This window comes from Blastococcus sp. DSM 46786 (assembly GCF_900109665.1).
Classification (GTDB): Bacteria; Actinomycetota; Actinomycetes; order Mycobacteriales; family Geodermatophilaceae; genus Blastococcus; species Blastococcus carthaginiensis.
In genome coordinates this window covers 36,347-49,665 of record NZ_FOAO01000010.1, presented here as the reverse complement: position 1 = coordinate 49,665, position 13,319 = coordinate 36,347, and the positions used below count along the sequence as shown (strand labels likewise).

Annotated in this window: 13 protein-coding genes and 1 riboswitch; of the genes, 4 read left to right on the top strand and 9 right to left on the bottom strand. The window is 75.6% G+C overall.

The features are described 5' to 3' along the window. Positions 1-61: 61 nt before the first annotated feature. On the top strand, positions 62-562 hold the full coding sequence (locus tag BMW62_RS10700; protein WP_139206242.1) for a GIY-YIG nuclease family protein: 501 nt from the start codon (positions 62-64) through the stop codon (positions 560-562). 90 nt (positions 563-652) lie between these two features. On the opposite strand, the gene BMW62_RS10695 is transcribed toward BMW62_RS10700, so the two are convergent. Both BMW62_RS10695 and BMW62_RS10690 read right to left on the bottom strand, forming a co-directional pair. After that, a complete protein-coding gene (locus BMW62_RS10695) occupies positions 653-1,849 on the bottom strand; it encodes a fatty acid desaturase family protein (protein WP_091930849.1) in 1,197 nt (398 codons plus the stop codon). A gap of 29 nt (positions 1,850-1,878) precedes the next feature. Beyond that, a complete protein-coding gene (locus BMW62_RS10690; protein WP_091930848.1) occupies positions 1,879-2,988 on the bottom strand; it encodes a ferredoxin reductase in 1,110 nt (369 codons plus the stop codon). A gap of 92 nt (positions 2,989-3,080) precedes the next feature. Between BMW62_RS10690 and BMW62_RS10685 the strand changes: the two genes are divergently transcribed. The 3 genes from BMW62_RS10685 to BMW62_RS10675 are packed head-to-tail and all read left to right on the top strand — an operon-like array spanning position 3,081 to position 6,524. Next, positions 3,081-4,289, top strand: coding sequence for a PucR family transcriptional regulator (locus tag BMW62_RS10685; protein WP_091930847.1), 1,209 nt, complete (start codon positions 3,081-3,083; stop codon positions 4,287-4,289). Then, entirely contained in the window at positions 4,286-5,605 is a 1,320-nt protein-coding gene (locus BMW62_RS10680; protein WP_091930846.1) for a CoA transferase, read from the top strand. Before BMW62_RS10685 ends, BMW62_RS10680 begins: the two co-directional genes overlap by 4 nt. 13 nt (positions 5,606-5,618) lie before the next feature. After that, a complete protein-coding gene (locus BMW62_RS10675; RefSeq protein ID WP_244523959.1) occupies positions 5,619-6,524 on the top strand; it encodes a hypothetical protein in 906 nt (301 codons plus the stop codon). A 92-nt stretch (positions 6,525-6,616) separates the two neighbouring features. On the opposite strand, the gene BMW62_RS10670 is transcribed toward BMW62_RS10675, so the two are convergent. The 7 genes from BMW62_RS10670 to thiM form a co-directional block, all read right to left on the bottom strand. Beyond that, complete coding sequence (locus BMW62_RS10670) at positions 6,617-7,231, bottom strand: class I SAM-dependent methyltransferase (RefSeq protein WP_211435083.1); 615 nt, start codon at positions 7,229-7,231, stop codon at positions 6,617-6,619. A gap of 34 nt (positions 7,232-7,265) precedes the next feature. Then, complete coding sequence (locus BMW62_RS10665; RefSeq protein ID WP_091930843.1) at positions 7,266-8,840, bottom strand: FAD-binding oxidoreductase; 1,575 nt, start codon at positions 8,838-8,840, stop codon at positions 7,266-7,268. Continuing rightward, complete coding sequence (locus BMW62_RS10660; RefSeq protein ID WP_091930842.1) at positions 8,837-10,174, bottom strand: DNA polymerase IV; 1,338 nt, start codon at positions 10,172-10,174, stop codon at positions 8,837-8,839. The genes BMW62_RS10665 and BMW62_RS10660 overlap by 4 nt, the downstream gene beginning before the upstream one ends. A 48-nt stretch (positions 10,175-10,222) precedes the next feature. Next, entirely contained in the window at positions 10,223-10,891 is a 669-nt protein-coding gene (locus BMW62_RS10655) for a TenA family protein (RefSeq protein WP_211435082.1), read from the bottom strand. Further along, entirely contained in the window at positions 10,888-11,700 is an 813-nt protein-coding gene (gene thiD / locus BMW62_RS10650) for a bifunctional hydroxymethylpyrimidine kinase/phosphomethylpyrimidine kinase (RefSeq protein ID WP_091930841.1), read from the bottom strand. The genes BMW62_RS10655 and thiD overlap by 4 nt, the downstream gene beginning before the upstream one ends. Continuing rightward, on the bottom strand, positions 11,697-12,359 hold the full coding sequence (thiE, locus tag BMW62_RS10645) for a thiamine phosphate synthase (protein ID WP_091930840.1): 663 nt from the start codon (positions 12,357-12,359) through the stop codon (positions 11,697-11,699). Before thiE ends, thiD begins: the two co-directional genes overlap by 4 nt. After that, positions 12,359-13,165, bottom strand: a complete 807-nt coding sequence (thiM, locus tag BMW62_RS10640; RefSeq protein WP_091930839.1) for a hydroxyethylthiazole kinase — start codon at positions 13,163-13,165, stop codon at positions 12,359-12,361. Before thiM ends, thiE begins: the two co-directional genes overlap by 1 nt. Beyond that, positions 13,159-13,252: riboswitch (TPP riboswitch) on the bottom strand. (Overlaps the previous gene by 7 nt.) Positions 13,253-13,319: the final 67 nt, after the last annotated feature.

Sequence of the window (13,319 nt, the reverse complement as noted above, 5' to 3'; positions counted from 1 at the left end):
GGAGGCTCGCGAGGACGACTCGGGCGGCAGTGCGCCCGGAGAATCGGTGCGATGCGTCGAAGTGGTCGGCATCGACGCGCGGTTGACGTTCGAGGTGCGCCACCGAATCTCGTGGAATCCGCGCTTCCGTCGGTACGAGCTGAGCCCTGAGCTCGTCGCGGGGCCGGGCGTCTACCGCATCGTCCTCTGGCCCAACGTGTTTTACGTCGGGGAGGGAAAGGACCTTGCGGCGAGGATCCGAGGCCACCTCCGCCGGAAGGGGTCGCGGACGTCGCCTGTCCGTCTCGCGTTGGACCGAGCCCGGGCCGCCGGGGGCGACGAGCGTGATCTAGGTCAGGTGGAAGTCGTCTCGATGACCGCCACCGCGGACCAACTCCAGCCCACTGCAGACTACGAGCTCCTGGAGTTCGTCCCGGTCACGCGCGCACTGCTTCCTGACAATGTCTACACACGACTGACCATCGAGGGACTCGCGCTCGCCGTGTCGGTCGAGATGTGGCCGAGCGGCCGATGTCTCAATCGCTTGACGCGCGATGGCGAAGGCATGAGGTACCTGAAATAGCGCAAGCAGCTGGGAAGTGCCAAGCTGTGAACCTGAGAGGCCCAGAACCAACATGGTTCTGGGCCTCTCAGGTTCAACGCGGTGCGGCGGTCAGGCGGCGGCGCGCATGAGCTCGCGGCGGACCTTCTTGCCACCGGTGGTCATGCGGACCAGCTTGACGACCTGCGCCGGCGCGTTCTTCGGCGTGGTCTCGGCCAGCCAGCCGTTGGGCAGCGACAGCCGGATCACCTTGTGCCACGCACTGCCGACCTGCTTGTACAGCGGCGCGGAGTGGTAGGTCAGGCCGTACCGGTCGAAGATGTCCTTCACCCGCGGGGCGATCTCGGCGTACCGGTTGCTCGGGATGTCGGGGAACAGGTGGTGCTCCACCTGGTGCGACAGGTTCCCGGTCATCAGGTGCATCGCCTTGCTACCGGAGATGTTGGCCGAGCCCAGCATCTGCCGGACGTACCACTCGCCGCGGGTCTCGCCGTCGATGGACGTCTTCTCGAACGTCTCGACGCCCTCGGGGAAGTGGCCGCACATGATCACCGAGTGCGACCAGAGGTTGCGCACCACGTTGGCGGTGAAGTTCGCGGCCAGGGTGGGCAGGAACGACGGACCCGACAGCAGCGGGTGGACGACGTAGTCCTTGGCGGCCTGGTTGCGGATCTTCTTCAGCACCTGCTTGGCGGCGGCGCGGAACTTGGGGTCGTTGCGACGCTTCTTGGTGGCCAGGTTCTTGCCGAGCTCCAGGTCGTAGGCGGCGATCCCGTACTCGAAGAAGCAGGCGTTGATGAAGTTCCAGACCGGCTGCGCCAGGTACATCGGGTGCCACTTCTGGTCCTCGTCGACGCGCATGATGCCGTAGCCGAGGTCGTTGTCCTTGCCGATCACGTTCGTGTACGTGTGGTGCAGCTCGTTGTGCGAGTGCTTCCACTGCTCGGCGGGGCTGGCCATGTCCCACTCCCACGTCGTGGAGTGGATCTTCGGGTCGCGCATCCAGTCCCACTGGCCGTGCAGGATGTTGTGCCCGATCTCCATGTTCTCGAGGATCTTGGCGACCGACAGGCCGGCCGTCCCGATCAGCCACGCGGGCGGGAACTTCGAGAACAGCAGGACGGCGCGGCTGCCGAGCTCCAGCTTGCGCTGCACGTCGATGACCGTGCGGATGTACTTCGCGTCGTCCTCGCCGAGGCTGTCGCGCACCTCCTGGCGGATGGTGTCGAGCTCCTTGCCGATGAGCTCGATGTCCTCGGGGGACAGGTGCTCGATCGGGTTGTCGGGCTTCTTCTGCAGAACGGTCATCGTCGGCGCTCCTCTGTCTGGGGGCTGGATCAGTGGTCGATGGCGCAGGCGCCGGCGGCGGCGCTGACGCAGGTCTGGATGAGGACGCCGTCGCCGACGTCCTCGGCGGTGGTGATCTCGCCGTTGCGCAGGTCGCGGACGGCGCCCTCGCGCAGGGGCAGCACGCAGCCGTAGCAGATGCCCATCCGGCAGCCGCTGGGCATGAGGACCCCGGCCTCCTCGGCGGCGTCGAGGATCGGCGTGGCGCCGTCGGCCTCGACGGTCGTGCCGTTCTTCGTGAAGGCGACCGTGCCGCCCTCGCCGGTGACCAGGACCCGCGGCCGGAAGCGCTCGGTGTACAGCCGGTCGGCGATCCCCACCGACGCCCAGTGCTCCTCGAGCGCCTCGAGCATGCCGACCGGGCCGCAGGCCCAGGTGGCGCGCTCGTGCAGGTCGGGCACCAGCTCGGCGATGGAGCGGGCGTCGAGCATCCCGGCGCTGTCGGTGTGCTGCTCGATCAGCCGGATCCGGCCCTCGGCCGCCATGCGCCGGAGCTCCTCGCCGAAGACGACGTCCTCGGCAGTGGGCGCGGAGTGCACCAGGACGGTGTCGGCCAGCTGGTCGACGGAGTTGCGCAGGATGCCCATGACCGGCGTGATGCCGGAGCCGGCGGTGACGAACAGCGCCTTGGCCGGCACCTGCTCGGGCAGGCAGAACTCACCGGTGGCCTGGTCGAGCTGGATGATCGTGCCGGGCTTCGCCCGGTGCACCAGGTGGTTGCTGACCTTGCCGCTCGGGATGGCCTTCACGGTGATCGTGAAGCAGCCGTCGGCGCGGTCGAGCACCGAGGTGATCGAGTAGGCGCGCCACTGGCGCACCCCGTCGATGTCGATGCCGATGCGCACGTACTGGCCGGGGACGTACGGCAGCCAGTCGCGGCCGGGGCGGATCACGATCGAGGCGGCGTCCCGGGTCTCCCGGTGGACGGCCTCGATCCGGCCGCGCAACGCCGCCCCGGAGCGGAGCGGGTCGAAGAGGTCGAGGTAGTCGACCGGGAGCAGCGGGGTGGTCACCAGCTCGGCGAACTTGAACACGCGGTCGCGCAGCGCCTTCCGTGCCGGCGGGCGGGCCGCGGCGGGGCGCGGAGCTGTTGCGGTCATGCTCTAGAGCTTTCCCAGGCCGGCGACCAAATACCTGTGCCCGGGACGTGAATCGGGCGGTAGGTTCTGTTCCCGGAGAACAAGGAGGCGCGATGCCGGTGGACCCTGCACCGTTCCCGGAGGCGGTGGCGGAGGCGATGCGCGCCGACCTGCCGGCGGTGGCCGAGCGGGCCGTCGAGGAGATCATCGTGGGCGTCCCGAGCTACGCCGATGCGTTCCTCGGCCCGATGGGGCGGAAGATCTCCACCGCGGTCGAGCTGGCGCTCCGGGGGTTCCTGCAGGTGGCCGCCGACGGGGGCAACGTGGACGCCGGCACCCCGGGCGGCCCCGTCGTCGAGGCCGCCTACGCCCTGGGTCGCGGCGAGGCGCGCAGCGGCCGGTCGATGGACGCCCTGCTGGCCGCCTACCGGGTCGGCGCGCGGGTGTCGTGGCGGGACATGAGCGCCACCGCCGTCCGCGCGGGCCTGGACCCCATGTCGCTGGCCCGGTTCGCCGAGCTGGTGTTCGCCTACATCGACCGGCTCTCCGCGGCGAGCGTCGCCGGGCACGCCGACGAGCTGGCCTCCAGCGGCCGGGCGCGCCAGCGGCTGCTCGAGCGGTTGGCGCGCGGCCTGCTCACCGGGAGCCCGCACACCGAGCTCGCCGAGATGGCGCAGCGGGCGGAGTGGGCCCCGCCGCGCACGCTGACCGCCGTGCTGCTGCCCGAGGGCAGGGTGCGCGGCGCGCTGGTCTCGCTGGACCCGCGCACCCTGGTCGCGACGGAGGACCTGCCGGGGCTGGACGCGCCGGGGGAGCTGGCGGTGCTGCTGGTGCCGGACGCCGACGGGGCCGCCCGCGGCGCGCTGCTGCGCGGGCTGGCGGGCCGCCGTGCCGTGGTGGGGCCCGCCCGGCCCTGGTGGGGCGCGCAGGCCTCGTACGGCCGGGCGCTCCGGGCGCTGCGGCTGGGCGTGGCCGAGGAGGACGACGCGCCGCTGGACACCGATGCGCGGCTGGCGGAGCTGGTCCTGCGCGCCGACGAGGAGGCGCTGGCCGACCTGAGGGCCCGGGTGCTGGCCCCGCTGCAGGAGGTGGGGGAGACCGCGCGCGAGAAGCTCACCGAGACGCTGCGCTGCTGGCTGCTCCACCACGGCCGGCGCGACCAGGTGGCCGCCGCCCTGTACGTGCACCCCCAGACGGTGCGCTACCGGATGACCCAGCTGCGCGAGCTCTACGGCCCCGGGCTGGAGGAACCGCAGGCAGTGCTGGAGCTGACCATCGCGCTCGGTGTCGCGCCCCGCCCGCAGCCTGCCGGGCCGGCGTGACGCTCCCCCCGGGTGCGGCCGGGCTGGTCGACGAGGTGCGGACGGCGGTCGGCGCCACCTGGGACGTCGGTGCGCCGGTGCTGCGCGCGCGGACGGGGCTGGGCGGCGCCCTCGACGTCCCGGGCCTGGCGGTCGGCGCGGTCGCTGCGCAGCTGCTCGCCGCCCGGGCGCTCGAGGACGCTTCGCCCGGGCCGCTCTCCCTCGATGCCGGGCACGTGGCCGCGTCCTTCGCCGGTGAGCGGCACGTGAGGTTTCACGGGAAACCAGCCGGCGGCGGGTTCGCCCCGCTGTCGCGGTTCTGGCGCACCGCCGATGGCTGGGTCCGGCTGCACGGCAACTACCCGCGACACCGCGCCGCCGCGACGGCGGTGCTGGGGGAGGACGTCGCGTCGGCGGCGCTCGGGTGGCGCGCCGAGGAGCTGGAGACGGCGGTCGTCGCGGCCGGCGGGGCGGCGGCGGCCGTCCGTGGCGCCGCGGCCTGGGCGGCGCTCCCCCAGGCCGCGGCGGTGCGCGAGCGCCCCCTCGTGGCCGTGGCCCGCACCGCCGCGCACCCGGGGCGCAGGGTCGGGCTGCGCGGGCTCCGGGTGCTCGATCTGACCCGGGTCATCGCCGGCCCGGTGGCCACCCGGGCGCTGGCGGCGCAGGGGGCCGACGTCCTGCGGATCGACGCCCCGCAGGCGCCCGACGACCCCGCCCTGCTGGACGACACCGGCGCGGGGAAGCGGCACGTGCTGCTCGACCTGGCCGACCGGCACGACCGCGCGCGGGTGGAGGAGCTGGTGGCCGCGGCCGACGTCGTCGTCCAGGGCTACCGGCCGGGCGCGCTGGACGCCCACGGCCTGGACCCCGGCTCGCTGGCCGAGCGGTACCCGCACCTGGTGGTGGCCCGGCTGTCGGCGTGGGGCACCCGCGGCCCGTGGGGGAGCCGCCGGGGGTTCGACTCGCTGGTGCAGGCGGCGACCGGCATCGCCGCGTTGTACGGGGGCGACGAGGCCCCCGGTGCGCTGCCGGTGCAGGCGCTCGACCACGCGACCGGTCACCTGGCGGCGGCCGCCGTCCTGGGGCTGATCGGTCGCCAGCAGGACGAGGGCGGCGGCTGGTGCGCGGAGCTCTCGCTCGCCGCCACCGCGCACTGGCTGCTGGGAACCGGACCCGGGCACGAGCCGCCGGGCAACCCGCCCGATCCCGGCCCGTGGCTGGTCGAGCTGCCGTCCCCGGCCGGGCCGGTGACCGTGGTCGGCCCGCCGGGGGCACCCCCGTTCACGACCGGGGCGCTGCTGCCGCCGGGCACGCGACCCCGGTGGCTGCCCCGCTGACACCGTCGGCCAGGTGGGGAAGGCTGGCACGGTGACCGTCGACCTCACCGCTGCCGCCGACTTCCTCGCCACGGCCGGGCGCGTCCTCGACCGCCGCCGCTTCGAGCTGCTGTTCAGCGGGGGGACGCCGGAACCGGTGCTCGCCGCCGTCGACGGCTACCGGAACGCCGACGGTGGCTACGGGTGGGGGCTGGAGCCCGACCTGCGCTCGGCCACCAGCCAGCCGGGTGGGGCGCTGCACGCGCTGGAGGTGTTCGCCGACGTCGCCCCCGCCACGACGGGCCGCGCCCTCGAGCTCTGCGACTGGCTGGCGGCGGCGACCCTGCCCGACGGCGGCCTGCCCTTCGCGCTGCCGGTGCCCGATCCGGCCGCGTGCGCCCCGTTCTGGGCCGGGGCCGACCCCACCCGGTCCTCGCTGCAGATCACCGCCGTCGTCGCCGCGACGGCACACCTGGTCGCCGCCGCCGACCCTGCCGTGGCCGGGCACCCGTGGCTGGCCCGGGCGACCGGCTACTGCCTGGACGCCATCAGTGCGCTCGACGGCAGCGCGCACGCCATGGAGCTGGCGTTCGCGGTGCGGTTCCTCGACGCCGCCGCCGTGGTCCGGCCGGACGCCGCGGACCTGGTGGAGCGCCTGCGGCCGCACGTGCCGGAGGACGGGCTGCTGCACGTGGCCGGGGGTGCGCCGGACGAGCACATGCGCCCGCTCGACTTCGCTCCGCTGCCCGGTGGGCCGGCCAGGTCCCTGTTCGCCCCGGCGGTCGTGGTCGCCGAGCTCGACCGGCTCGCCGCGGGTCAGCAGGCCGACGGCGGCTGGACGGTCGACTTCGACAGCTGGTCCCCGGCGGCCGTGCTCGAGTGGCGCGGCCACCGGACGGTGCAGGCGCTGCTCCTGCTGCGTGCCAACGGCCGCCTCTGAGCGCCCATCCGCGGAGCACTCGGGATCCGAACGCCGGGCGTGCCGTGCGGTCCGCCGATGACCCTGGCGGGCCGCACGGTGCTCTGGGCTGCTCAGGCGGGGCGCAGCACCGCCACCAGGAAGTCCGCGCCGGGGGTGAACGGCCGCAGGTCCCAGGTGGCAAGCAGCAGGTCCGGGGCCCAGCCCGCCGCGCGCGCGTCGTCCAGGAACTCGTCGAAGTCGTAGCCGCGGTCGGCGCCGAAACCGATGACCGCCCGGCCGTCCGACGCGATGTGGGCGCGCAGCCGGCGCAGCACGGCGCCCCGGGTGGAGGGTGCGAGGAACGCCATCACGTTGCCGGCGCTGACGATCGCGTCGAAGGGCTCGTCGATGCCCCGCGCCGGGAGGTCCAGCTCGGCGAGGTCGCCGACGAGCCACCGCGGGCCGGGGTGGTCCTCCTCGGCCGCCGCGATCAGCACCGGGTCGACGTCGACGCCCACCACCCGGTGACCGACCTCGTGCAGGTGGGCGCCGACCCGGCCGGGCCCGCAGCCGGCGTCCAGCACCCGCGATCCGCGCGGCAGCATCGCGTCGACCAGCCGCGCCTCCCCCACCAGGTCCATCCCCTGCTCCGCGAGCGTGCGGAACCGCTGCACGTAGGCGGCCGAGTGCTCGGGGTCCTCCTGCGTCATGCGGGTCCAGGCGCTGGGTTCGGGGCGTTCGGCCATGCAGCCGTTCTACAGGGCGGACGGCCCGGTGCGCTCAGCGGCCGGCAGGCAGTTCGTCGAGCAGCACCCCCGGGTTGAGCACCCCGGCCGGGTCGAGCGCGGACTTGGTCGCGCGCAGCGCGACGGCGAAGGGCTCCGGGCGCTGCCGGTCGTACCCGGGGCGGTGGTCCCGGCCGACCGCGTGGTGGTGGGTGATCGTCGCCCCGAGGCGCCCCAGCACCTCGGAGGCCGCCGCCTTCACCTCGTCCCACATCGCCACCTCTGCGCCGGGACGCCCGGCGGCGAGCACGGTGAAGTACGGCGCGGCGCCGTCGGGGTAGACGTGGGTGAGCCGGCAGTTGACGAGCCCGGGTGCACCGGTCACCCGCGCCACGGCGTCCCCCACCTCGGTGCGCACGGTCGCGTACAGCTCCTCGAGGCGGTCCCAGGTGCACGCCGTCTCGAAGGTCTCCACGAGCGCGCTCATCCGGGCCAGCCCGTCGCGGACGTACGGCATGCGCAGGAAGCTGCTGCGCCAGGCGTCCGCGGCCGCATCGCCCGCCCCCGCGGCGTCGGCGACCCGGCCCCCGTGCGCGCGCGCCAGGTCCGTCAGCTCGGCCAGCCGGCCCGCCACCGGGTGCGCCGCGGACTCCACGCCGAGGACCAGCACCCACTCTCCCGACGCGGCGCCGGCCAGCGCCGCCTCGCCGGGGTCCAGCAGCCGGCAGTTCGCCGGGTGCAGCCCGGCCTGCGCGATCGCGCGGACGGCCTCGAACGCGGCCGTGGCCCCGGTGAACGTCGCCGACGCCGAGGCCTTCCAGCGGGGCCGGTCCTGCAGCCGCATCCAGGCCTCGGTGAGGACGCCGAGCGTGCCCTCCGAGCCGAGGAAGAGCCGGTCGGGCGAGGGGCCGGCGCCCGAGCCGGGCAGCCGCCACGAATCGCTGATGCCCACCGGCGTGACCACCCGCAGCGACTCCACCAGGTCGTCGACGTGGGTGTGCAGGGTCGCGTAGTGGCCGCCGGCCCGGGTGGCCAGCCAGCCGCCGAGCGTGGAGAACTCGAAGCTCTGCGGGAAGTGCCGCAGCGTCAGGCCGTGCGGCCGCAGCTGCGCCTCGAGCACCGGCCCGAGCGCGCCGCCCTGGATCCGCGCGGCCCGGCTCACCGGGTCGACCTCCAGCACGCGGTCCAGCGCGGTCAGCTCCAGCGCGAGCCAGGGTCGGTCGCCGCGGTACTCCACCCCGCCCACCACCGAGCTGCCGCCACCCACGGGCACCACGACGACGTCCGAGGCGGCGGCCCAGTCGAGCAGGTCGACGACCTCGGCCTCGGTAGCGGGCCGGGCGACGGCGTCCGGTGCGCCGGCGAGGTTCCCCGACAGCGCCCGGACGACGTCGCGGTAGGCCTTGCCGAAGGCGCGGGCGGCGCGCGCCGCCGGATCGGTGGTCACCGGCAGGGTCGACGGCGGGGCGATCCGGGTCGGCGGGAGCACGAGATCCCGCACGTCCGGCACCGGCCGCGGGCGCGCGGGCAGCCCCGGGAGGAGCGCGGCGAGCGCAGCGCACTCGTCGTCGGGGAGTGCCTGGTCGGTCGTCCCCCAGCCCCACCAGGAGCGCGTCGCCGTGGTGGTCATGAAGGGGTCCTCCAGTCGGGTGGGTCGCCGGGCTGCAGCGCCGGGTCGTCGGCGGCCAGCGTGCGCACCGGGCCGGGCGGCGTCAACGGGCCCTCGAAACGCACGGTCACCCGGCCGAGCCCGCGGCCCCACACCCAGCCCGGCCCGTGCTCCTCGTGCCGCACGTCCTGCCCCGGCCACCAGCGCTTCTCCACCGGCTGCGGCGGCTCCGCGGTCGTCTCCGGCTCGGGTGCCGCGGTCTCGTCCGGCTCCTCGTCGTCGGCCGTGAAGAGGTCACCCTGCGCGTAGAGCGAGAGCCCGGAGACCCCGACCCCCAGCAGGCGCAACCCCCCGCCGGTGCCCGCCTCGGTGAGCAGCCGGCGGGCCGTGGCGGCGATCAGCCGGGGGTCGTCGGTGGGCTGCGGCAGCGTCTGGGAGCGGGTGATCGTCGTGAAGTCGTAGCGGCGCAGCTTGAGCGTGACGGTGCGGCCCGAGATCGCGGAGGTGCGCAGCCTCGCCCCGACCCGGGCCGCCATCGAGTCGATCTCCCGGTTCAGCACGACGAGGTCGGTGAGGTCCCGCTCGAACGTCTCCTCGTGCGACACCGACTTCACCTCCCGGTCGGGGACGACGGCGCGGTCGTCCTCGGCGCGGGCCACGGCGTGCAGCCCGGCGCCGTGCGCGCGGCCGGCCAGCGCCACGAGGTCGGGCAGCGACTTGGCGGCCAGGTCCCCGACGGTCCGCACCCCGACCTGGTGCAGCCGCTCCGCCGTCGCCGGCCCGACGCCGCCGAGCCGGGTGACCGGCAACGGGTGCAGCAGGTCGAGCTCACCGCCCGGCGGGACGACGACGAGGCCGTCGGGCTTCTGCAGGTCGGAGGCGATCTTGGCCATCAGCTTCGAGCTGCCGACGCCGACCGACCCGGTGACCCCTCCGGTGGCGCTCGCGATCCGCTCCTTGAGCCCCTCGGCCAGTTCTGTCACACCGGAAATCGAGAGGTCATGGCCGGGGCCGGCGGCGAGGTCGACGTAGGCCTCGTCGATCGAGACGGGCTCCACGAGCGGGGAGAGCTCGCGCAGCAGGTCCATGACGACGTCGGAGGTGCGGCGGTAGGCGGCGAACCGGCCACCGAGGAACGCCGTGCCCGCCGGGCATCGCCGGCGCGCCTCCGCGGTGGACATCGCCGACCGCGCCCCGTAGGCCCGCGCCTCGTAGGACGCGGTGGCGACGACGCCCCGGCCACCCACGCCGCCGACGACCACCGGCCGGCCGCGCAGCGAGGGCTTGTCGCGCTGTTCCACGGCGGCGAAGAAGGCGTCGAGGTCCAGGTGCAGGATGCTCGCCTCCCGCCTCATGCCCCGATGATCGCCCGTCCCCGCCCGGCCGGGGCGTGCGGCCCGCGGTCAGACCGGGACGGCCCAGCTCTCGCGGGCGTGGGCGGCACGCCAGAACTCGAGCTCGTACCGGGTGGCGACGGCGAACGCGGTGAGCATCGCGGCCTCCTGGTCGGGGGCCGACCGCGCCGCGGCGTCGGTCAGCCGGCGGGCGGTGGCCGTGGCCTCCTGGAACGGGGCGGCGTCGTAGGTGGCGACCCACCGGCGGTAGGGGTGGTCGGCGGCCGACCGCGCCACCGGGGCCAGGCGGCTTCCGACGTGGGCGTACACCCAGTAGCAGGGCAGGACGGCCGCGGCGGCGGCCGGGTAGGGCGCCGTCGCTGCCGTCGCCACCAGGTAGGACGTGTACGCCAGGCAGGTCGGCGACGCGACCGGCGCGCCGTCCGGTGTCCCCAGCAGGTCGGTGCCGAGCAGGTCGGCGTGCAGCTGGGTCTCCACCGCGCAGTTCTGCGCCGAGCCGGCCCAGAACGCGGCCGCCGGCGCATCGGGTGCCCGGGCTGCCAGCAGCGCGAGCGCCCGGGCGTAGCCGCCGAGGTAGAGCGCGTCCTGCTCCAGGTAGTGGCGGAACGCCTCCGGGGCGAGGGTGCCGTCCGCCAGCTCGGCGAGGAAGGGCAGCTCGTCGATCACCCGGCGGAGATCGGCCGTCGCCGCCCAGGCCCGGTCGCAGAAGCCGGTCACGCCGGCCAGATCCCGGCGAAGTGGTGCACCGGGCCGGAGCCGGAGCCGATCCCCAGCGCGGCGCCCGCGGCGAGCGCCCGCTGCAGGTAGTCGCGGGCGGGCTCCACCAGGGCGGCCCAGTCGGGGGTCCCACCGGCGCGGGCGGCGAGCGCGGCCAGCGCCGAGGAGAGCGTGCACCCGGTGCCGTGCGTCGCCGTCGTGTCGACGCGGGGCCGCCGGCTCTCGGTGGTGCCGGAGGCGGTGGCGAGGACGTCGACGCTCTCGGGCCCGCCCAGGTGGCCGCCCTTGAGCAGCACCGCGCGGGGTCCGAGGGCCAGCAGCGCCCGCGCCTGCTCGTGCAGCGCGGCGACGTCGGCCGCCGGTGCGGCGTCCAGCAGCGCGGCGGCCTCCGGCACGTTGGGCGTGATGAGGTCGGCCACCGGCAGCAGCTCGGTGCGGACCGCGGCCACCGCGTCGTCGTCGATCAGCCGGTGGCCGCTGGTGGCCACCATCACCGGGTCGCAGACGACCGGGCCGGGGCGCCGCTCGGCCAGCACGGCGGCCACCGCCCGCACTACGTCCGCGCTGCCCAGCATGCCGAGCTTGGTGGCGTGCACCGCGACGTCGTCGAGCAGGGTGTGCAGCTGCTCGGTGACGAACGGCGCGGGCACGGGGTGCACGCCGGTGACGCCGCGGGTGCTCTGCGCGGTGAGCGCGGTGAGCACCGCCGTCCCGTAGGTGCCGAGGGCGCTGAAGGTCTTCAGGTCCGCCTGGACGCCCGCGCCGCCGCTGGGGTCGCTGCCGGCCACGGTGAGCGCGGTCGGCGTCACCGCGCACCCACCGGGGTCAGCTCCGCGCGCAGCGCCGCCGCCGCGGCCCGCGGGTCGGCTGCCGTGCAGATCGCCGACACCACGCACACGCCGTCCACGCCTGTGGCCGCCACGGCGGCTGCCCGGGTGGCGTCGATGCCGCCGATCGCCACGGCGAGCAGCCCCGCAGCCCGCGCGGTGGCGGCCAGCTCCCGGACGGCGGCCAGGCCGAGCCCCGGACCCGCCTCGGGCTTGGTCGGCGTCGCCCACACCGGGCTCAGCCCCAGGAGGTCGACGGTGCCGTCCGGGAGGCGGAGCGCGGCGGTGAGGTCGTCGGTGCTCTCCACGGAGAGGCCCACCAGCCGGTCCGGCCCGAGCGCCGCCCGCACCTCGGCGACCGGCAGGTCCTCCTGCCCGACGTGCAGGCCCGAGGCGCCGGCCAGCAGGGCGACGTCCAGCGCGTCGTTCACCACCACCGCCACGTCCGGCCGGTCGGCGAGTGCGGCCTGGACCGAGCGGGTCAGCGCCAGCAGCTCCCGGCGCGAGGCCTCCTTGTCGCGCACCTGGACGGCGGTGACGCCACCGGCGACCGCGGCGCGCACGACGTCGGCGACCGGTCGCGGCCGGCACAGCTGCGTGTCGGTGACCAGGTAGAGCGTCGGGTCGAACGACGGGCGCATCAGGCGCTCCGCACGTCTGCGCCCGCGAGGTCGTCGGGGCCGACGGCGTCGAGGGCGTCGAGCCACGCCGCCGCGAAGGTGCCGGGTCCGGCGGCGGTCGCCGCGGCCCGCTCCGCGGCGAGGGCGACGTGCGCGTGCGCGGCCACCGCACCGGTCAGCGGGTCGCGGGTCGCGGCGACGTAGGCGGCGACCAGCGCCCCGAGCGCGCACCCGGCGCCGGTGGTGCGCGTGAGCAGCGGTGAGCCGCCGCCGACGCGGACGGTCCGCGCGCCGTCGGTGATCAGGTCCACCTCACCGCTGACGGCGACCACACCCCCGGTGCGCCCGGCGAGCCCCGCGGCGGCGGAGGCGGCGTCGTCGGCGCCCGCGGTGCTGTCCACCCCGCGCCCACCGGAGCCGGCCCCGGTCAGCGCCATGATCTCGGAGGGGTTGCCCCGGACCACGGCGGGCGCGAGCGCCACCAGCTCGCCGGCGAGCGCCGTCCGGTAGGCCAGGGCGCCGACGGCCACCGGGTCGAGCACCCACGGGGTGCCGGCGGCCCCGGCCGACCGGGCTGCCAGCCGCATCGCCTCGGCGGTGCGCGCGTTGACCGTGCCGACGTTGACCAGGACGGCGGAGGCGATGGCGGCGAAGTCGCCGGCCTCCTGCGGTGCGTCGACCATCGCCGGGGCGGCGCCCACCGCGAGCAGCGCGTTGGCGGTGAGCGTCTGCACGACCGTGTTGGTCAGGCAGTGGACGAGCGGTGCGTGCTCGCGCAGCGCCGTGCGGGCAGCGCGCAGGTCGACGACTTCCACAGCATCGGACATGCCGGTGACATCCCTTCGCCAGTGCGAACTGGAGCAGGTTCGGCGGGTGTGATCTCAGTCCCGGGCGGGACACCCCGTGCCACGTACGGGGCAGAACCTAGCGCAGCAGGCGGCCGGTGTCCCGCCGGGTGGGGGGACGCTGGCCTGCACGGGT

Coding starts and splice junctions, on each gene's coding strand:
- BMW62_RS10685 (WP_091930847.1), top strand. CDS start 3,081: ATGCCGGTGGACCCTGCACCGTTCCCGGAGGCGGTGGCGGAGGCGATG.
- BMW62_RS10665 (WP_091930843.1), bottom strand. CDS start 8,840: ATGACCACCACGGCGACGCGCTCCTGGTGGGGCTGGGGGACGACCGAC.
- BMW62_RS10695 (WP_091930849.1), bottom strand. CDS start 1,849: ATGACCGTTCTGCAGAAGAAGCCCGACAACCCGATCGAGCACCTGTCC.
- BMW62_RS10690 (WP_091930848.1), bottom strand. CDS start 2,988: ATGACCGCAACAGCTCCGCGCCCCGCCGCGGCCCGCCCGCCGGCACGG.
- BMW62_RS10660 (WP_091930842.1), bottom strand. CDS start 10,174: ATGAGGCGGGAGGCGAGCATCCTGCACCTGGACCTCGACGCCTTCTTC.
- BMW62_RS10670 (WP_211435083.1), bottom strand. CDS start 7,231: ATGGCCGAACGCCCCGAACCCAGCGCCTGGACCCGCATGACGCAGGAG.
- thiE (WP_091930840.1), bottom strand. CDS start 12,359: ATGCGCCCGTCGTTCGACCCGACGCTCTACCTGGTCACCGACACGCAG.
- thiM (WP_091930839.1), bottom strand. CDS start 13,165: ATGTCCGATGCTGTGGAAGTCGTCGACCTGCGCGCTGCCCGCACGGCG.